The following is an 18,889-nucleotide window of genomic DNA, read 5'->3' on the forward strand; positions in this document are numbered from 1 at the left end:
AGCCTAACTCAAATGTTTTTCATATAAGATTACTTCTAACCCCTGATATATATCGCGGCCCACTTCCTGAAAACCATGCTTCTCGTAGAGCCTCTGGGCGGGGAGTTGGACGATAGAGGTATCAAGATGGAGCTTCTGATAGCCGAGAGCGCGGGCCCGCGCTTCTAGCTCTAGTAGAACAAGCTGACCATAGCCGTGCCCCTGATGCTCTGGGTGGACGCGCATACGTTTGATCTGGGCTTGGTTCGCGTCTGTGCGTTTCAAGGCTCCCATTGCCACAAACTGACCATTGATTTCTCCAATCAGAAATTCACCCCCATCATTGAGATATGTATCCTCGATAGCGTAAATATCGTCATCCCAGGGACCACGTCCCAGGTAGGCTCCAATCCGCTGAATGGCGTATACATGTAAATGTTCGACAGCTGCTTGATCGGTAGGCATATAACGCCGCAGAGTGAGCATGAAAGTTATCCTTATGATTGTATATGTTCAGATGTAAAAAAGGAATGGTCTAGCAGAGCGTGGGAGTGGCCTCCTAAAGCTTGTGCCTAATCACCCAACAGCTTCGAGTGTATCACAAGCTGAAGGAGAGGAGCAAGATAATGGTTTGTGTCACTGGGGACCTATTCCGCAAGCACGACCAGATCACGAATATTGCCGCGTACGGGCACGCGCTTGAACTGTCTATCTTGGGGGAAGATGCGCATTGTCATTCCATGTTTGGGGCGCATCTCCAGACCAAGATCGATCCTTGCATTTGAGATTCCTTCCAGGCGATAGCGCTGTATCAGCATGGCAAGGGTGATTTTCTCCTCCAGCAGCGCGAATTCGGAGCCAATGCATCTGTGCTGTCCCGCACTGAAGGGGAGATATTCGTACGCGGTACGCTTGAGTGTTGCCCAGCGCTGGGGCAAAAAGCGATCTGGCTGCTCATAGAGTTCAGATAAACGATGTGTCAGGAACTCACTGTAGATGATGGTTGTTCCCTCGGCTAGCTCATAACCTTCAAGCTCGCACGGGGCCATCGCTTTGCGCTGACCAATACCTCCTGGTGGCAGCAGGCGTAAACTCTCCTTGATGACATAGTCGAGTAATGGTAGTTGTTGGAGTTGCTCAATAGTTGGCGCTTCACCATGAAGCACCCCATCAACTTCATCGAGGAGGTCTGCTGTGACCTGGGGATGCTGGCTCAGGAGGAACAGTGCCCAGGTCAGGGCATCAGTAGTCGTCGCATGCCCGGCGGTGAATAGCGTAAATGCGTGGCTCACCAGTTCAAGGTCACTCAACGTTGCCCCATCCTCATCGTGAGCATGGATGAGAACTGAGAGCAAATCGGTGGTCTCCCCCTGTGAGCGCTTACGAGCAATCATCGCCTGTAAAGCAGTTTCTAGCTCTTCTGCCATGTGCTGCATACGTGCATATGGCGTGCCAGGCAGATTCACAGGCGCAATTAGTGCCAGCATGAGCGAAGAGACCATGCGCTCTAGCAAAGAGCCCAGATGCTCAATCTCGGCCTTGTCGTCCAAGCCAAAGAGTGTCTTTACAACTATATCTCTTGTAAGCAGTTCCATTTCCCGATAAAGCTGGATCTCGGTGCGTTCTTGCCAGCTATCAAGCATCAGTGAAGTGAGAGTAACCATATCTGTGAGCAGATGGGCGACCTGTTGTTTATGAAAGGCTGGCTGCATGAGTCGCCGTTGTTGTTTATGCTTCTCCCTCCTCATCATCTGTAAGCTATGACCTCCGACCCGCACCAGGGCAGTGTCCTGTGCAAGCTTCTCCATAGGACCCGCGCTGACCTCAAATAGGGTTGGATTGGAGAGTAGCGCGAAATTCAGTTCGGGACCGAAGGCACAAATATAGGAGGCATCCCCCTTTGAGAGCGTAACCACCGGACCATAGGTTGCATATAAGTGAGAAAGATAACGGAATGGATCACTGTACAGCTTGAATATGCTTGCACGCCACCCTAGTAGTGGCAGAGTACGAGGGCCTGGAATAGTCTTTGATGTATGCATAGTAGTTGCCATATTGTTCCTCCACTGTAGGATGGATACTATCTACTTGCCCAGTTTTTGTAAGTAATATGAACTCAAAATTAGATTTAAGTTCATATTACTCGACGTATTGGCCTCCTGTCAATGAGTTTTGAACTAGTTGTGATGAATTGGTTTCAAAACTATGCTATACTGAGCGGCAAGGAGAGTGGTCATATTTTATGAATGGTTATGAACGAAGAAGCCAGAAGAAGAGAGATGCCATTCTAGATGCGGCTCAGAAGCTCTTTTTAGAGCGAGGGTTGCAGGATGTTCATGTCTCTGAAATCGCGAAAGAGGCGAATGTCTCACAGGTGACCATTTATCATTACTTTGGGACAAAGCAGGCGCTTGCCCTTGAAATGCTCAAACGCTACATGAATCGTGCGATGGACGAGGCTGAGCAGTTGTTGGCGCGAGATATCCCTTTTCGCGAGAAACTCGCATTGCTGTTCATGGAGCAGGGGGAACTGGCCAATCAGTTTAGTGATACATTCATGCGTTCTATTGCATGGGATGACCCGGAAATTCAGGCTTTCTATCAAGCGTATGCCAACGAACGAACTATCCCTTTCTTTCGCACCTTTGTGGAGAAAGGGAAACGTGAGGGAGCCATTGAGAGTCACCTCTCGTTTGAGGCGGTGGTGGCGTATCTTTCACAGTTCAGGCAACTCTTCTCTCAGCCCGACTTCTTGAAGACATCGAGGAAGTACAAAGAGGATCTTGGGCACCTCTTCTATTATGGTTTGCTTGGTAAGTAGCCCTATTTATATGTCGATGATGAAGCAAGATTCCAGAAGGAGTACTAATTTGTTATATCAAACTCTCATTCAAGAGCTGGTTGAGGAGCTATCCAGACAAGAAGAGGTAATCGGGATTCTGCTGACTGGTTCTGTTGCCCGAGGTGATGCCTTGCTGGGGTCTGATTTGGACATGCGCTTCATTCTTACTCCTGGCACCAAGCGTGAGTTTCATCGAGAGCTACGCCAAGGAATCCTCATTGAACAAGGATATGCTGATGTGGCATTGGCTCAATCCGAACTCGAAGCAAATCCAATGGAAGTCTATGCCTACCTGGATGGACGAATCCTCCTTGATCCACATGGTGTACTTGCGGACCTGAGGGAGCAGGCTCAGAGGCGCTTTGAGACCTACCAGATATCTGAACCAGAGAAGGAGAAGATCATCTCATGGCTAGAGTCTGCTCATTTCAAGATTCGCGTGGCTGAGAACGGGAATCAGCTGCTGAAAGCTGCCTTTGTAACTGGGACGGTTTCCTGGCAAATTATCGAAGGACTATGGGCCGCGAATAACAGACCGCTTCCACCCAATGGATCTATTTGGTCTCATGTCAAAGATCTATCACAAGGCCCGGTTGATATCGAAGAGCGGCTAGAGTGCCTCTTCTGTGGTGAGACACGCAAGCGTGTGCGAGTGGCTCTAGAGCTTCTTGAGTGGATCTTATCTTCCCTGAAGGGAGAGTTGAAAACTTCTCTTCTGTAAATTGCCTCTCTTTGTTCTATACTAATGTATATTCTTGTTTGCGCTGTCTTTTGTTTAGATAATAATGTTGAACAAGACTTCTGGGGCTATTAAATCTGCGTATGCATTTTTCGAATCACGCTTGCATCTCGCGTTCGAGTCACGTATACTGAAGGTATCAACCTCAACAATGAAAGGAACGATCACCCATGTTGATGCGCTACTAATGCATTTGCCTGATTTTATAAACTACGTATACGTATACGCCTGCGCACAGAATGAAGCGTAGGTGAAGGTTGCGTGGTCGCGCCGTGCATAAGGTAGCCCATCACAGTGTAATCTCCCTGTGGTCGTTTTCATCGATAAGTTCCAGATCTTTATCCCAAGCTCCCATATTGCGGGCTTATTATCCAGGTACCTGCCTGAGTATTTGGGTACTATCCTGGTGATATCAGTAAAGCTCTTAAATAGATGTGTTGCGCCTGCCTTGTGTCTAAATGTGTGCCAGACCACGCCAAAAACGAAGGAGAACATGATTATGCCTGCGACCTTTTCCTTGGCATCTGAGTATAAGGGGCGCGCACCTGTACATGAGGATATACCCGCAATCATTGCTCTGATGCATGCGCATGATGTTGCTGAGGCTGGCGGTGGCGAGATGGAGGAGGAGAGCTCGATCCTTGCTAGTTGGGAGAAACTGAATCTCGAAACCGATGCCTGGCTGATTACCACAACTGAAGGTTTTGTCTGTGGCTATGCTACTTTGACTGTTGAGGATGCCGGGCGTATCTTGGCCGATGGTTATGTTCATCCTGAGCATTATGGACGTGGTATCGGGACCGCCATTATTAGCTTCACGGAGTCGCGCGCACGTGAGCTGATTGCTGACCAGCCTGAGGATATTCGCCTGGTCCTGGTCAACAATATCGTTGCCAATAATGAGCCTGCTATAAACCTGTTAGAATCGTCGCACTACTCCCTGACGCGTGTCTTCTTCCGCATGGCGATTATGATGGAGACTTCTCCTACTCTGTCAGCCTTTCCAGAGGGAATTACCATTCGTATGAGTGATGGTAGTCCTGAAGAGATTAGATATGCTTATGATACCATTGAGGAGGGGTTTCGCGACCACTGGGGGCACGCGCCGCAAGACTATGATGAGTGGCGAAAGCATATGGTTACCGAGACATTTGATCCTACGCTCTGGTTTTTTGCTGAGGATGGCAATCGGATCGTAGGGGCAGCGCTCTGTCGCGAACGGGAGGAGGGGGATGGCTGGATCGCGCGATTGGCAGTTCTCCGTTCCTGGCGCAAGCGTGGACTAGGTATTGCTCTGCTTACGAATGCCTTTCACGCTTTCTATCAGCATGGTATCAAGCGTGTTGGTCTGGCGGTAGATGGGCAAAGCCTAACGGGCGCTCAACGCCTCTATGAACGTGCTGGCATGTCCGTTACCATGCGCATTGGACGCTACGAGAAAGAGCTTCGACCTGGCAAGGATCTGCTCCCCTAGTTATAGGAATTTCATATAGTTTTAAGAGCGGAGTGCAATTGGATCACTTTCCAATCGCACTCTGCTCTTTCTTAATATCTTCTCTAGCGTGTTGCAAGCAGATTCGCGTCGAGTTCAGGGTAGAGTGGGTAGCGCGAGAGGAGGTTCTGAACGCGCTCCTGAGCCTGGGCTTCGATAGCGCTGTCCAATGTGTATTTCGCGAGGCTGGATTTACCGTTAGCGGTCACGCTGGGGCGCGTATTTGAGAGCACCAGTTTGATAATACGCGCTATTTCGCGCATCTCCTCGCGTCCCATGCCAAGCGTCGTCAGGGCAGGCGTGCCAAGGCGGAGGCCACTGGTATACCAGGGGCCATTGACATCGAAGGGCAGAGAGTTGCGGTTCAGCGTCACGCGGCACGCTCTCAGAGCCGACTCTGCTTGCCGCCCGGTTAGACCGAACGTCTGGGTTACGTCGAGCAAGAGCAAGTGGTTATCGGTGCCGCTAGTCAAGACCTGCAATGACTCTTCGAGGCAGGCTTCGGCAAGCGCGCTGGAATTTTCCACAATGCGGTGGGCGTAGGCCTGGAACTCGGGCTGGCTGGCTTCGCGGAAGGCCACAGCCTTCGCTGCCAGTACGTGTGGTAGCGGCCCACCCAGGATCGCCGGACAGCCTTTGTCGACCCACTCGGCTAGCTCTTGTTTGCAGAGGACGAGTCCGCCACGGGGACCGCGCAGGGTCTTATGCGTCGTGCTGGTCACGATGTGCGCGAAGGGAACTGGGTTGTAATCGCCGGTAAAGACCTTGCCAGCGACCAGGCCCGCGAAATGTGCCATATCAACCATCAGGACCGCGCCCACTTCATCGGCGAGCTCGCGCATCTTCGCAAAATTGAGTTTGCGTGGGTAGGCGCTATAGCCAGCCAGAAGGATCAGCGGTCGTACTTCATGCAATTGTGCTCGCAACTGGTCGAGATCGATAAGCTTGCTCTCGCGATCAACTGTATAGCTGGAGACGTCAAAGAGCCAGCTCGAAACATTGTGGCGATAGCCATGCGTCAGATGCCCACCAGAGTAGTAGTCGAGCGAAAGCAGGCGTTGATTGGTGACAGCGGCGCGTACCCGGTTCCAATCCTCGCGTGAAGCTGTGGAGATATTCTCAATTCCCAGGCTCTCTAGCACAGGTTTCTGAGCCTTACTTGAAAGAATGGCGAGAAAGGCCACAAGGTTCGCGTCCGCCCCTGAATGAGGTTGCACATAAGCATGATCGGCCCCAAAGAGCGTGCGTGCCAGTTCCGCTGCCTCGGACTCGATGGCATCGACATTATCACAGCCCGCGTAGAAGCGATGGTAGGGATAGCCTTCGGCATACTTATCAGTCAAAAGGTTGCCGGTGGCAAGCTGGGTTGCCAGGGAGCTATAGTTCTCGCTCGCGATAAGCTTGAGATTCTGACGCTGGTCCTGTAGCTCTTGTAGAATCGAATTCGCGATAGACGGCGAAACACTGCTAACCGTATCGATTGAGGCATAGAAGGCGGTGGCGGCAGAATTAGGGGTGGCCCCATTGAGTGATTGTAGGTAGCGAGTGAGTAGGGTTGAGGGTGGAGTATTGATCGCCATAGATAAGTCCTCTCCTTCTGACTGGTATGCTGCCGAACAGCATAGTCTTCGCATCACAACGGATGCGCCAGCCCAGGCGAGCGACTGTCTCTTCCTCTATTCGCGAGCTTCCCCGTGGTTATTCCACTGTGATCGCCAGTTACCCACGAACATACGCTAAAGATATCCTAATTCATTGCCCTTCGTCAAGGTGGATAGCTATGATGGATGTCGACCATTGATAAAGTGGTATCAGAGGATGATAGGGGTGACGTTCGCGGGTTGTGTGTAGAGAGCTAGAATGAAAGGTGGTAGGAGCGTTCACTGAAGAGAGGTGTGTCATGACAGCTATCACTTATCGCAAGGTGTTGGTTGACGGAATCAACGTATTCTATCGTGAGGCGGGAGAGGAGCATGAGCAGACGCTTGTATTGCTGCATGGGTTTCCTTCTTCCTCACATATGTTTCGTAACCTTATTCCTTCCCTGTCCGAGCGATTTCATATAGTTGCACCAGATTACCCTGGATATGGCTATAGCGATTGTCCAGATATCAGGCAATTCTCGTACACATTTGACCATCTGGAAGAGGTTGTGGAAGAAGCTCTTAATTCGTTAAAGCTTAAGCGCTTCAGCATGTATGTGCAGGATTATGGCGCTCCCGTTGGCTTTCGTTTGGCGGTCAAGCATCCAGAGAAAATCACAGCCATCATCAGCCAGAATGGTAATGCTTACCAGGAGGGATTTACCTCTTTCTGGGATGCGGCCCAGCCATTCTGGTCTAATCGCAATGCCGAAACGGAGAAGCCTATCCGGCAACTATGTACACTTGCGTCAACCATCTGGCAGTATACCGAAGGAGTGCATGATAAAACCCATATCAGCCCAGATGCCTGGACTTTTGATCAGATGGGGCTGGATCGTCCAGGCAATGTAGAAATCCAACTAGCTCTCTTTGAAGATTATCGTACTAATCCGCAACTATATCCCCAATGGCATGCATACTTCCGGCAATACCAGCCGCCATTACTAGCCGTATGGGGCAAGAATGATCCAATCTTTGGGTCAGCTGGCGCAGAGGCGTTTAAACGCGATTTGCCCCAGTGTGAAGTGCATCTGCTGGATACAGGTCACTTCGCATTGGAGGAAGATGCGGATGCCATAGCGCAGCACATTATTCGGTTTCTGACGACAAAGGTTTCTGCCTAATGATCTTCTTATGGTCAGCAAGTGCGAGCCAATCGTGCTATCTCCGTGCTGATCTCAAAGCGAGCGCGTGTCTTTTGAAGCCAGAGATTCTTTTGCCAGGGGTTTTGTGGTGTGATGGAAGCAAAAATGTCGTCAACGGCGGCGCGGCGTGCCAGATCATAGCGAATCGCATCCAGCAGATATACAAATTCTAATTCAGTTAGATCACGGCGTCTGCGGTAACCTCGCATCACAGCCTGAATGAGTTCTTTGTCGGCTTGCATCTGTGGTAGCTGTGGCTTGCCGAGATGGCAGCACATCAACAAGTATCCCAAGTCGAGGAGCAAGGGACCAGCACCTGCGCCATCCCAGTCAATCATGGTTAGTGTCTCGCCATCTGTGAGCACGGCGTTATGGGGCCAGCAATCACCATGCAGAAGCCCATGAGGTAGGCATCGCGCTTGCTGAATGTGTTCAAGGGTAGTAAGTAATTCCGAGCCAATAGTGGCTAGCTCCTGGGGGAGCTTAGGTAGACTGCTACCCAGGAGCTCGATGTGGTATGGTTCAATTAGATGAGGATCCAGGCGTGAGCTTGGCAGTTGAACGTCGGGTAATATGCGAAGCGTATGGAGAAGCCCAATCTGCTCACCAAGCTTTTCCAGTGTCTCGGGAGAGAAGTCAGCCATCTCGCCCTCGACGTAAGTCATAAGTAATCCCATCCAAATTCCGTGCCGCGCTATGGTCTCGCCCTGGCGGGTGAGTAGTAGGCGCGGCGCGCGATAGTTGTTCTGATTCAGGTAAGTGAGCAATTGTGCTTGCCCCAGAAGCCAGTGAGCGACATCTCTACGGAAGGCGCGAAGCAGATATGCCTCATTTTTACCTACTTCAATGCGGTAGATGCCACGATCTTCAAACCAGTAGTGAGCGACATGATGTAGTGTAATCTCACCGGAAAAGTGATAGTTATCTGCAATGAGGTGGGCAAGCTGCTCACGCTGAGCTGAATTGCTCGCTGGCATTATCTTTGTTCTCTCTTAATTAGTGGCGAAGCGCTCGACCCCGAAAGGCTTGATCAAGGGCGGAGTCTGACCTGTGGTGACGAGTTCGGCTATGAGTTTACCTGTGATAGCGCTCAACTCGAAGCCCACACCGTTATGACCAGCCGCCAGAGTCACATTGTGCCAGCCGGGCGCTTTGCCCAGAATTGGGCGATCATCAGGCGTTCCAGGGCGCAATCCAGCCCACATGCGATCTATTGTTGCCTGCTCCAACATGGGGGCGACTTGAATTGCGCTGGTGAGCAGGCGAGCGATGGCTCCTGCGGTCAAGCGCTTATCGAAGCCTGCCTTTTCTACGCTCGCACCTACGAAGATTGTGCTATCAGGCTTAGGGATGAGGTATACGCCGGCTCCAGAGAGAATATGGGTCAATGGTTGCTCCGGCTGGTGGAGCGCGAGAATCTGTCCACGCGTTGGCGTAATGGGGAGATCAAAACCCAGCCAGTCGCCGCAGCGGCCCGACCATGCCCCCGCCGCGATCACGAGATGCTGGCAGGGGATGTTCATGCCAGTTGAGGTACGCACGCCCGTAACATTGTAGCCGTCGTGCTCAATCCCTACCACTTCGCAGCGCTCGATAAAACGCGCCCCCAGGTTGCGAGCGGCACCAGCATATGCCTGTGTAAACCCTTTGGGCTTTATCGAACCCGCACCGGGAGCGAAGATAGCGGCGCGTACCTGCTCTCCCAGGACTGGCTCAACCTTTCTTGCCTCCTCGCCATTCATCCACTCCACCTCTTGTTGTAGCTCTTGCCAGAATGTAAAGCGTGTACGTAACTGCTCTTCCTCCACCTTGGTAGTGGCGAGACGCAGTGAGCCCAGGCGACGATATTCTGGCTGCACTCCGCTTGCCTCCTGAAGCTGAGGAATAAGTTCAAGATTGAGTTTGCGACCTGCGATCAGGAGATTGGTAAAGGCGTCGTCCTTCTGCATGCCTCCTATGGGCGCGAGCATGCCCGCCGCCGCGCTAGAGGATTCGGAGGCTATCTCTTCGCGCTCGATAACGGTCACACTGGTGGTCCCTGCCTTTTGTAAGTGGTATGCGATAGAGCTTCCTGTGACTCCTCCACCCATGATGACAATGTTTGTGGTTGTTGAAGAGGTCATCCGTTACCTTCTCTTTCATTGTCCTGGCACCATAATGCGACGAGTGCTATAAGTCGACGCATTAATTATGAGTGTAGAATGGTCTAGACCATTACCCTATAAAGCATACATGCAAACATAGGTATTACTCAAGCCTTTGAAAGCGATATGAAAGCCTGGGTGCGACCTCATGCATAACACTTTGAAGCTCTTTTAATTTCAGTCAGAGCGTGCTATTATTCCTCTTCAAGAGGCAATATATTGAATTGTGTAAATATTGGTGGTGTTCTTCTGTCTGTTCTTACAGGCTAAGAGGAGTCTAAATAAGTAGAGAGGGTGAGGCTTGCCTGTTTTTAAGGACAATGGATCATTGACCAAAGACTATGACCATGTGCCAAACTTATCTGGTATTGAGGTACGCTGGCACATGAATTGGTGTTAGAGCTATTGAATGCCAACGTACCCCCTTGGCGGCTAGAGTCCGCTCTGGTGCCTGAAGAGAAGTCGTTGTGATGATGTAGTGGATATTCACATGAAGAAGGCGTTTAACTGGGGAGCGCACCTGACCTGCTCCCTGCGGATCACAAATTACACTGGTGCAGCCCCAATGGGTGGCGCTCGCGGCCTTGCATGCCTGGCGCATGCCTTATCTATGGCCTAATATTAGACTCCCTGTTTCGCGTTAGCAAAGGTCAGGGATAGGGAGTCTACCTCAGCAGGAGGAATGCTAATGTTTAAATGGAATCTTGTCGGTTTCTACCTTTTTCAAGATCCTCACCTTTATTTCTTGAATGCGGCATGGCTCGCCTTGTGGATTTCTGTCGTGGCTCAAGCCATTGGCGTTGTACTTGGTCTTTTACTCGCACTCATGCAGATGTCCAGGTTCCGTGCGCTAAAGTGGATTGCGCAAGCCTACATCTGGTTCTTCCGTGGTAGTCCCTTGCTCGTCCAGGTGCTATTGCTCTGGAATGGTCTGCCAAAGCTCGTTCCCGGTCTCTTATTGCCTGACTATGCTTGTGTGCTGGTTGCCTTCTCCCTTAATGAAGGGGCATATATGTCAGAGATCACGCGTGCCGCCATTGGCGCGGTCGATCCAGGTCAGATGGAGGCGGCTAAGGCGCTGGGTATGCGCTACTGGGTCGCGATGCGCCGTATTATTCTGCCACAGGCCGCTCGCGTCATCATTCCACCGTTGGGTAATGAGTTTAATAACATGCTCAAGACCACCTCTATCGCTACCGTCGTTGGTATGATGGAACTGACGAACTTCGCGCGTACCTTTGGCGCGCCAACCTTTAGCATCTTTGAGTTGCTCATTGTGGCAACAGTCTACTATCTCCTGCTAACCACACTTTGGGGCTTTGTGCAGCAATGGATTGAGCGCAAACTTGACCCTGACCGCAACCAGAAGTTCAAAGTAAACAAGAGCTTTTCACAACGTACATTTGGCTTCGGTTTCGGTAGTAATGATCAGAGCCTAGTCAAGGGAGGATCGCGCTAATGGCTGTTGAGCAGAAGAACATCTCCATGGTGCGTACCGAGCAACTGGTGAAGCGCTTTGGTGATAATGTTGTACTGAATGGGGTAGATTTTCAGGTTGAGCGCGGTCAGGTAGTCGCCGTTATCGGCCCCAGCGGCTCTGGTAAGACGACCATGTTGCGTTGCCTGAACCATCTGGAGAAAATTGATGGTGGGCGTATCTATATCGATGGTCAGCATCTGGGTTACCGTGAGCAGAATGGTCGCCTGATTGAGGATAGTGAAGCCAATATTGCGCGCATGCGCTCACAGATTGGCTTCGTCTTCCAGCGCTTTAATCTTTTTGCCCACAAGACCGCGCTTGAGAATGTCATTGAGGCACCTATACAGGTGCTGCGTAGGCCAAAGGGCGAAGTGGTTGAGCTTGCGCACAACCTGCTGGCGAAGGTGGGACTCGCAGAGAAGGCCAACTCCTATCCCCATAAGCTTTCGGGCGGACAGCAGCAGCGTGTTGCTATCGCGCGTGCCCTGGCGATGAATCCCAAATTGATGCTCTTTGACGAAGCCACTTCCGCGCTTGACCCCGAACTCGTTGGCGAAGTATTGGGAGTAATGCGCCAGCTAGCGGAAGAGGGCATGACAATGGTCGTGGTGACGCACGAAATGGGTTTCGCCCGCGACGTCGCTGATCACGTTGTCTTCATGGCAGATGCCCAGATTGTGGAGCAGGGACCGCCGGAACAGATCTTTGACGATTGTCAGAACGAGAGAACGCGTAAGTTCATCGGACGTGTGACCGCTGGCTAATCCAGGCATTTACGAAAAAAGAAAGGGAGCGAGCCACAAAGGCCTGCCCCCTTTCTTTTTTCTACTCTTCATTATGGGTGACTATTCTATAAAGCGGCGTAGAGGCTGAGAGTATTCTCTTCAACGTGTTTTCTTGTATACTCGGAAGAAGTGGTACTCAAGTGCCTATCTATGAGCAAAAGGAGTCGTGATGATGACTGGTAAGAAACTGAGTTTTGGCATCAAAACAGTACCTCAACATACGACCTATGAAGATATGCTCCGTGTCTGGCTGGAGGCAGATAGCATTCCATCCATCGAGCATGCATGGTTGTTTGATCATTTTATGCCATTGGGACGCGATTTCACCGGTCCCTGTCTTGAGGGCTGGTCGCTCCTCTCCGCCTTCGCCGCGCTCACCAGGCGCATCCGCGTTGGCTTGATGGTGACTGGCAATACCTATCGCCATCCCGCTGTGCTGGCTAATATCGGCGCGACCGTGGATGTCATCTCTGGTGGTCGCTTAGACTTCGGAATTGGCGCGGGCTGGAATGAGCGAGAGCATGCCTCATATGGTATCCCTCTCTATACTACTGGCGAAAGGATTCGCCGTATGGGTGAGGCATGTGAGGTTATTCGTCGCATGTGGACCGAAACCGCACCTGGTTTTGAGGGTAAATATTATCAGCTTAAAGACGCTTACTGTGAACCTAAGCCAGTACAAAAGCCTTATCCACCCTTTGTGATAGGCGGGGCAGGCGAAAAATTGACCTTGCGCATTGTTGCTCAATATGCCTCGATCTGGAACTTTGTTGGTGGAGGCGTTGATATGTTTCAGCAGAGAAGCGCGGTTCTTGATGCCCATTGTGCTGCTATTGGGCGAGATCCGCAAACCATTCAACGCTCAATACAGGTTGTTGTGGATCCCGAAGATATGCAGGATGCCCGTAGCCAGATATATAGCTATATTCAAGCAGGGGCAACACATCTCATTCTGAGTTTGCTTGTACCTTATCCACAAGGCATTGCCCATCGTCTTGACGAAGAGATTATTCAACCATTAAAAGCAGAATTTGCGGGTTAGTCTTTCAGTTTAATCTAGAGTGTCTTTTCAGTGCTCCTCGCCGTTGAAAAACGGCGAGGAGCGTTTACATTGTGCGTTAGATTCGCTCAAGCTTTGCGACGGTGCGCTCATTGACGACTGAACCAGTATTCAGTGTTGTTTTTGGCTCTAGCAGAAGCACCTGCGTCTCCTCATCCGCTACTGGCATATGCTCGACGCCACGTGGAATAATGATAAATTCGCCTGGATCAAGGTGGATATCCTGATCGCGCAATTTCATGAGCAGGTGACCACTGATAACCAGGAACATTTCGTCCTCGTTCTCATGATGATGCCACACGAACTCCCCTTGTAATTTCGCGAGCTTAACATAAGAGTCATTGAGTTCACCGGCAATCTTTGGGTTCCAGTGATCAGTGAAACGCCCAAATTTCTCCGCTAAATTGACCTTCTCTATCATGGTAAAGTCTCTTTTCTTTGCTTCCTGTACAACATGAATGTTGGCAGCTCAATCATTGCCTGCCTGCTCAATTATAGTGAGGATCTGCTTGCAAGCGCAAGCAGTGATTTGTATGGGCTGGGATTGCCGCTTTTCATTCACTTCTGGAGAATGGGAAAGAGTTGTTTATTTTTGATTAGGATGGAATGGTGAAATGAGAAAACTCATTGCCTCAAGTTTTGTCAGTCTAGATGGTTTTATGGCTGGATCAGACGGTTCGTTGAATTGGACAGTTGGGACTGAATACGATCATGATCTTATTCCAGACCTTCTGAGTCAGGTGGATACACTTGTCTTAGGACGGCTGACATACCAGATGTTTGCCGCGCATTGGCCGTATGTGAGCAAAGAGCAAGATCCGCTGGCAGAGCAGGTTAATACACTTTCCAAAGTTGTCTGTTCCAGGTCATTGACAAATGCTCCCTGGGGAGAGTGGGCACCCGCCAGATTGGTGCAAGATCAGGTTGTAGAAGCTGTCGCCACCCTCAAACAGCAATCTGGAAAAGATTTGATGCTCTTTGGTAGTGGTAGCCTTGTTTCATTGTTGACACAGGCTGGCCTTATAGATGAGTATCATCTGCGTGTTCACCCTGTGGTTCTGGGAGCGGGTAAGCCATTTTTTACGCCCCTGCCTGATCAGATGTCTCTGAAGCTGCTGTATGTTCAGCCATATCCTACAGGCAGGATCGTACTTTGCTACCAGAAAGCCTGAATAGCAAACAACAGAGGCGCTGATTTACCAGCGCCTCTGTTGTTTGCTATTCAACGTGTTGAAGTGCTTAAGAGATCTTCCAGATATTTACGGTGTTTTTGGTCCAATCTGGAGGCGTTGAGATGGATGCGGCAAGTTTGATGCTATCCTTGGACCAGGCTAGATTTGAGATCCAGTTCTTATTGGATACTTTGCCAAAGATGGCGACAAATTTTTTGGCGTGAACGTCCCAGAGATGAATCTCTGAGTTGCTCTCGGCTAGATATTTGCCATCAGGCGACCATGCCCAGGCCAAAGGGGCATGCTGGGAGTCTACATTGAGGGAAAGGTGCCCTATCTGCTTTTTCTTGTCTATACTCCATATTGCGATGCCACTCTTATCGCTCACAGCAACATATTTGCCGCTAGGCGAGAGTTGGATGAAGTTCGGGGTGCCATTTTGTGTTAGAGGCTTGCTGACAACTTTACCTGTGCTGGCGCTCCAGATCTCAACACTCCATTGAGATTGTTGACTACCTGTGAGTGAGATGATCTGTGTACCATTACCAGACCAGGCAAACGCGAAAGGAGCGATATAACCACTGCCGCCGCAACAACCCTTAGCTTGCTCGGTTGGGATATAGGTGGCTAGAACCTTGCCTGTGCTGGCATCCACGATCTGAGGAAAATTGGTGCTTGAAATATTTAATAGGCGCGTATGGTCAGGTGACCAGAGAGCATTAGTGCCCTGAAGGCTAGTTTGTAGCTTTGTTGCGCATGTCGTTCCGTCGAAGATCCCCAGTGTGTTAAAGGAGACCTCGAGGTGCCCGTTTGCAGACCAGTCCAATGATGGCGATAGGGCTACAAGAATTTATTTCGCTAGCGAATGCTCAGTTAACCAATCGTATGAAAGAGTTAAGTGTAACAAACAATATGTATGGGTAATTGCCAGATGTTTCCCTTGAACAATATGTGTATGCGGGCGGTCTGATCCTTCAAGCATATTGCGCAAATGCTGTGGGGCGATATAATGGAATGTTAAACTAGTTTTTACGATTTGATTACCCTAGTTTAACGTGCTATAGTTATCATGTTTGTAGCGCTACTTTATTTCTTGTCTGGGGAGCCGTATGGAAAGCGATCTTAGGCTATCTGTAGCCAGCGAGGGCAAACAGCCCTATTCGCGTAAGCAGAGGTGGAGGCGGTGGTTGACGACGGGTCAGGCATATCTCTATCTACTTCCTGCCTTCATTATTCTAGGTGTGTTCTCATATTTCCCCTCTGTCTTTGTCTTTATTATCAGCCTCTTCAAATGGAATTTCCTCAATCACGGTACACAGCCATTTGTAGGGCTAGCGAACTACCGTTTCTTACTGAGTGATCCGAGTTTCTGGCAGTCACTCCAGACAACAGTGCTCTATGTCGTCGTTTCAGTTCCACTGCAACTCATCCTCTCGCTGCTATTGGCGATTCTCTTGATGTCGAGTATTCGAGGGCGCGCGTTCTGGCGACTGGCGATCTTCTCGCCTTTTATTACGCCGATGGTCGCGACGACTTCGATCTGGCTCTGGATGTTTGATAACTATCATGGCCTATTGAATGGCATTCTCCACTTGCTCCACCTTAAGAGCATTGATTGGCTGGGAGACCCTCACTGGATTTTGCCTAGCATGATCCTGTATACAACCTGGAAGTCGTTGGGCTTTAGTGTTGTGCTCTTTATGTCGGGGCTGACCAATATTTCACCCGCGTTGGCGGAAGCCGCGCGTGTGGATGGTGCTGGACCCTGGCAGGTTTTCCGTCATATCACCTGGCCGTTGCTGACGCCTGTCACAATGGTGGTGCTGCTGCTGAGCACTATAGAGTCTTTCAAGATGTTTCAGCCAGCCTTTTTGTTTGTGGGACCAGATGGGGGCGCGGGGAATGCTGGTCAAACCCTTGGGTTGTATCTCTTCGCGCAGGCGTTTGGTACCTCGGCGCATACCGGAACAGGTGCGGCGATCTCGGTTATCATTTTCCTGCTTGTCTTTACAATCTCAGTAGCACAGTTTGGCTTATCGCGCCGCTCTACTTCTGCTGTGGAATAGGGGGAAGGGTTTATGTCTGCTATAAGAGACTCTAAGCGGCCTCAGAAGCGTGCGTCTGGTTGGTTGGGTGCGAGAATACGACTGGGTGCGCGCTACTTGGTGATCGCGCTCGCTGCCTTGATGGCGGTGTTTCCCATCTACTATATGCTGGTTACTTCGCTCTTGACCACACACGATGCATATGACGTAGTACCGCATGTGTTGCCAGATTGGGAATGGTCAAACTATGCGCGTGCCTGGAACATGGCTCCCTGGTTACAGTATTTTGGTAATAGCCTGCTGGTCGCGATCTGTACGATTGTTCTGGCAACGGTTACATCGCTGTTAGCTGCGTATGCCTTTGGAGTCATGAAGTTTCCTGGGCGTAATATCCTATTCCTGCTGCTCCTGGGTATCATCATGGTCCCTTCCGAGGCCACACTGATTCCGAGTTACCTGATAGTCTCATCTTTGCGTTGGATCGATAGCTATCAGGCGCAAATTATTCCCTTTGGCGTGAGCATCTCAGGTATCTTTCTGCTGCGCCAGTTCTTCCTCTCACTGCCGCCATCATTATGGGAGGCGGCACAACTTGATGGCTGTTCGCGTTTCGGTTATCTCTGGCGGGTGGCTGCGCCCCTGGCACGGCCTGCCCTGGCGGTAATCGCGCTTCAGATATTTATAGGCAGTTGGAATGCTTTTCTCTGGCCCTATCTGGTAACTAGTAGTGACACATTCCGCCCGGTTGAGGTTGGATTACGCTCCTTCGTCACCAACGAAGGTAATGATCCGACTGGCCTGGCAGCTGCCGTTGCCTTTACAACGCTGCCTGTTCTGGTCGTCTTCTTGATCGCGCAAAAGCAGTTCATAGAGGGCATCTCATCTGGGAGCACTAAGGGGTAAAGGCGCTCTATTGATCTATCAAACTCTTTGTTGCGCTTTCTTATATGAAAGGATTTCAATTTTTATGCGTCGTCGTATCTGGTCTGGCATGGCCCTGGTGCTAATGGTCATGGCCCTGGTTCTGAGCGCGTGTGGAGGCGATTCCACCAGCGACAATGGTAGTGGAAACGCTGGCGTGCTGGATGCCAACAAAAAGTATACTGTCGATTTCTGGGAGGCTTTTGCCACCGGTGCGAACAAGACCGCCGTGGAGAACCTTGCCAAGCAATATATGGATCAGCATAAGAATGTAACTATCAAGTTGCAGGCTTTTGACTCCTATGACACGCTTAAGACAAAGTTGACTGCCGCCATTGCCGCCAATAACGCGCCAACCATGGCTCAAGTCTACGAGAGCTGGGCCTCGAAGTACCAGCAGTCCAACGCGATTGAGTCTTTGCAGCCCTATATCTCGGGTAAGAATGGTCTGAGCCAGAGCGATATCAGCGATTTCTACCCTTCCATCTGGAAGGATGGGCAGATTGATGGGACGCAATATATGCTCCCATTCAACAAGAGCGTCGAAGTGCTTTACTACAATGAAGATGTCTTAAAGCAAGAGGGCATTGCCGTTCCCACCACGATTGATGAATTGAAGGCCGCGATTACGAAAGTCTCCAAGTCCGACGGTTCACGCTGGGGCCTCTCAATGACCCCCTCGGTTGACGAGTGGTCGACCCTCTATAAAGCGTTTGGTGGTAGCGACTTCGTTTCCAGCGATGGCACGAAAGCTGCCTTTGGAGAGGGGAATAATTCACAGTCCGCGCTCAAGGCCTTGAGTGACCTCACCCCCCTGGTCAAGGCTGGTAATATCCATATTACCAAGCTGTATAACTGGCAGAACGACTTCGCCGCTGGTAAATCTGTCTTCGCGCTTAGCACTGTTGCCAGCTATCCCTTTATTCAGAGCGCGATTGCCGGTAAGTTCAAGTTCTCGGAGTCTGCTCTGCCTGGTGGTTCGGGTGGGCAATTTACCTCGCTCTATGGCACCAATGTCGCCATGCTCTCTGGCGCGAATGAAGATGCCAAGAATGCTGCTTGGGACTTTATGAAGTATCTGGTGAGCGTGGACGCGAACTCACAGTTCGTCAAAGCCACCGGCTACATGCCTATTCGTAAATCGGCGTACGAGGGTTCTGAGCTGAAGAGCTATTTCGATCAGAATCCCGCGCGCAAGGCTGGTCCCGAGTCGATCCAGAATGGTTTCGTGCCCAGCACTCTGCCCGCCTGGGATGACTGCCGCACGGTCATTACCACCAACTTCACAGGAGCGCTGACGAGCCAGCTATCCGCCAATGATGCTTTGCAGAAGATGACGCAGGGCTGCACCTCAAAACTGGCCCAGGGCTAGTATCTCCTAGAAAAAGAGAGGAGCACGGAGGGTTTCAATCCTTCCGTACTCCTCTCTTTTTTGGGTGCCT

The 18,889-nt window shown here is 50.7% G+C and carries 19 protein-coding genes and 1 riboswitch; of the genes, 11 read left to right on the forward strand and 8 right to left on the reverse strand.

What is annotated here, in order from left to right; all coding sequences use genetic code 11:
- Positions 1 to 3: 3 nt before the first annotated feature.
- Together K3T82_RS24215 and K3T82_RS24220 are read right to left on the reverse strand one after the other, a co-directional pair.
- Positions 4 to 465 (reverse strand): GNAT family N-acetyltransferase, encoded by a 462-nt coding sequence (locus tag K3T82_RS24215; RefSeq protein ID WP_220196126.1) that lies wholly within the window; start codon positions 463 to 465, stop codon positions 4 to 6.
- Between the two features lie 161 nt (positions 466 to 626).
- On the reverse strand, positions 627 to 2,033 hold the full coding sequence (locus K3T82_RS24220) for a cytochrome P450 (protein WP_220196127.1): 1,407 nt from the start codon (positions 2,031 to 2,033) through the stop codon (positions 627 to 629).
- A gap of 188 nt (positions 2,034 to 2,221) precedes the next feature.
- On the opposite strand from K3T82_RS24220, the gene K3T82_RS24225 reads away from it, so the two are divergent.
- The 3 genes from K3T82_RS24225 (at position 2,222) to K3T82_RS24235 (ending at position 5,034) form a co-directional block, all read left to right on the forward strand.
- The gene (locus tag K3T82_RS24225) at positions 2,222 to 2,800 is read left to right on the forward strand and encodes a TetR/AcrR family transcriptional regulator (protein WP_220196128.1); all 579 of its coding nucleotides are present in this window, start codon (positions 2,222 to 2,224) and stop codon (positions 2,798 to 2,800) included.
- A 49-nt stretch (positions 2,801 to 2,849) separates the two neighbouring features.
- Positions 2,850 to 3,542 carry a nucleotidyltransferase domain-containing protein gene (locus tag K3T82_RS24230; RefSeq protein WP_236031479.1) on the forward strand — a complete coding sequence of 231 codons (693 nt, stop codon included), beginning with the start codon at positions 2,850 to 2,852 and terminating at the stop codon, positions 3,540 to 3,542.
- A gap of 517 nt (positions 3,543 to 4,059) precedes the next feature.
- Positions 4,060 to 5,034, forward strand: coding sequence for a GNAT family N-acetyltransferase (locus tag K3T82_RS24235; protein ID WP_220196130.1), 975 nt, complete (start codon positions 4,060 to 4,062; stop codon positions 5,032 to 5,034).
- Between the two features lie 83 nt (positions 5,035 to 5,117).
- Here the strand turns inward: K3T82_RS24235 and K3T82_RS24240 are convergent, their stop codons facing one another.
- Positions 5,118 to 6,632, reverse strand: a complete 1,515-nt coding sequence (locus K3T82_RS24240) for a glycine hydroxymethyltransferase (protein ID WP_220196131.1) — start codon at positions 6,630 to 6,632, stop codon at positions 5,118 to 5,120.
- A gap of 63 nt (positions 6,633 to 6,695) precedes the next feature.
- Positions 6,696 to 6,785: riboswitch (ZMP/ZTP riboswitch) on the reverse strand.
- A 167-nt stretch (positions 6,786 to 6,952) separates the two neighbouring features.
- Here K3T82_RS24240 and K3T82_RS24245 point away from each other — a divergent pair.
- A complete protein-coding gene (locus tag K3T82_RS24245) occupies positions 6,953 to 7,819 on the forward strand; it encodes an alpha/beta fold hydrolase (RefSeq protein ID WP_220196132.1) in 867 nt (288 codons plus the stop codon).
- A 14-nt stretch (positions 7,820 to 7,833) separates the two neighbouring features.
- Here K3T82_RS24245 and K3T82_RS24250 read toward each other — a convergent pair whose 3' ends face one another.
- The 3 genes from K3T82_RS24250 to K3T82_RS24260 form a co-directional block, all read right to left on the reverse strand.
- Positions 7,834 to 8,817: a phosphotransferase enzyme family protein gene (locus tag K3T82_RS24250; protein ID WP_220196133.1), complete on the reverse strand. Its 984-nt coding sequence runs from the start codon at positions 8,815 to 8,817 to the stop codon at positions 7,834 to 7,836.
- A 15-nt stretch (positions 8,818 to 8,832) separates the two neighbouring features.
- Positions 8,833 to 9,963, reverse strand: coding sequence for a glycine oxidase ThiO (thiO, locus tag K3T82_RS24255; protein ID WP_220196134.1), 1,131 nt, complete (start codon positions 9,961 to 9,963; stop codon positions 8,833 to 8,835).
- Positions 9,964 to 10,342: 379 nt separating this feature from the next.
- Positions 10,343 to 10,585 carry a hypothetical protein gene (locus K3T82_RS24260; protein ID WP_220196135.1) on the reverse strand — a complete coding sequence of 81 codons (243 nt, stop codon included), beginning with the start codon at positions 10,583 to 10,585 and terminating at the stop codon, positions 10,343 to 10,345.
- A gap of 87 nt (positions 10,586 to 10,672) precedes the next feature.
- Here K3T82_RS24260 and K3T82_RS24265 point away from each other — a divergent pair, with 87 nt between their 5' ends.
- The 3 genes from K3T82_RS24265 (at position 10,673) to K3T82_RS24275 (ending at position 13,291) form a co-directional block, all read left to right on the forward strand.
- Positions 10,673 to 11,443, forward strand: a complete 771-nt coding sequence (locus tag K3T82_RS24265; RefSeq protein ID WP_220196136.1) for an amino acid ABC transporter permease — start codon at positions 10,673 to 10,675, stop codon at positions 11,441 to 11,443.
- Entirely contained in the window at positions 11,443 to 12,228 is a 786-nt protein-coding gene (locus K3T82_RS24270) for an amino acid ABC transporter ATP-binding protein (protein ID WP_307811138.1), read from the forward strand. Before K3T82_RS24265 ends, K3T82_RS24270 begins: the two co-directional genes overlap by 1 nt.
- 190 nt (positions 12,229 to 12,418) lie before the next feature.
- Positions 12,419 to 13,291: an LLM class F420-dependent oxidoreductase gene (locus tag K3T82_RS24275; RefSeq protein WP_220196137.1), complete on the forward strand. Its 873-nt coding sequence runs from the start codon at positions 12,419 to 12,421 to the stop codon at positions 13,289 to 13,291.
- A 76-nt stretch (positions 13,292 to 13,367) separates the two neighbouring features.
- On the opposite strand, the gene K3T82_RS24280 is transcribed toward K3T82_RS24275, so the two are convergent.
- On the reverse strand, positions 13,368 to 13,727 hold the full coding sequence (locus K3T82_RS24280; RefSeq protein WP_420799338.1) for a cupin domain-containing protein: 360 nt from the start codon (positions 13,725 to 13,727) through the stop codon (positions 13,368 to 13,370).
- A gap of 196 nt (positions 13,728 to 13,923) precedes the next feature.
- Between K3T82_RS24280 and K3T82_RS24285 the strand changes: the two genes are divergently transcribed.
- The gene (locus K3T82_RS24285; protein WP_220196139.1) at positions 13,924 to 14,481 is read left to right on the forward strand and encodes a dihydrofolate reductase family protein; all 558 of its coding nucleotides are present in this window, start codon (positions 13,924 to 13,926) and stop codon (positions 14,479 to 14,481) included.
- Positions 14,482 to 14,548: 67 nt separating this feature from the next.
- On the opposite strand, the gene K3T82_RS24290 is transcribed toward K3T82_RS24285, so the two are convergent.
- Positions 14,549 to 15,307, reverse strand: a complete 759-nt coding sequence (locus K3T82_RS24290; RefSeq protein WP_220196140.1) for a WD40 repeat domain-containing protein — start codon at positions 15,305 to 15,307, stop codon at positions 14,549 to 14,551.
- A gap of 283 nt (positions 15,308 to 15,590) precedes the next feature.
- Between K3T82_RS24290 and K3T82_RS24295 the strand changes: the two genes are divergently transcribed.
- The 3 genes from K3T82_RS24295 (at position 15,591) to K3T82_RS24305 (ending at position 18,819) form a co-directional block, all read left to right on the forward strand.
- Positions 15,591 to 16,547 (forward strand): carbohydrate ABC transporter permease, encoded by a 957-nt coding sequence (locus K3T82_RS24295; RefSeq protein ID WP_220196141.1) that lies wholly within the window; start codon positions 15,591 to 15,593, stop codon positions 16,545 to 16,547.
- 12 nt (positions 16,548 to 16,559) lie between these two features.
- On the forward strand, positions 16,560 to 17,429 hold the full coding sequence (locus K3T82_RS24300; protein ID WP_220196142.1) for a carbohydrate ABC transporter permease: 870 nt from the start codon (positions 16,560 to 16,562) through the stop codon (positions 17,427 to 17,429).
- Positions 17,430 to 17,493: 64 nt separating this feature from the next.
- Positions 17,494 to 18,819, forward strand: a complete 1,326-nt coding sequence (locus tag K3T82_RS24305; RefSeq protein WP_220196143.1) for an ABC transporter substrate-binding protein — start codon at positions 17,494 to 17,496, stop codon at positions 18,817 to 18,819.
- The last annotated feature ends 70 nt before the right edge of the window (positions 18,820 to 18,889 follow it).

It is taken from the genome of Ktedonospora formicarum (assembly GCF_016587355.1).
GTDB lineage: Bacteria > Chloroflexota > Ktedonobacteria > Ktedonobacterales > Ktedonobacteraceae > Ktedonobacter > Ktedonobacter formicarum.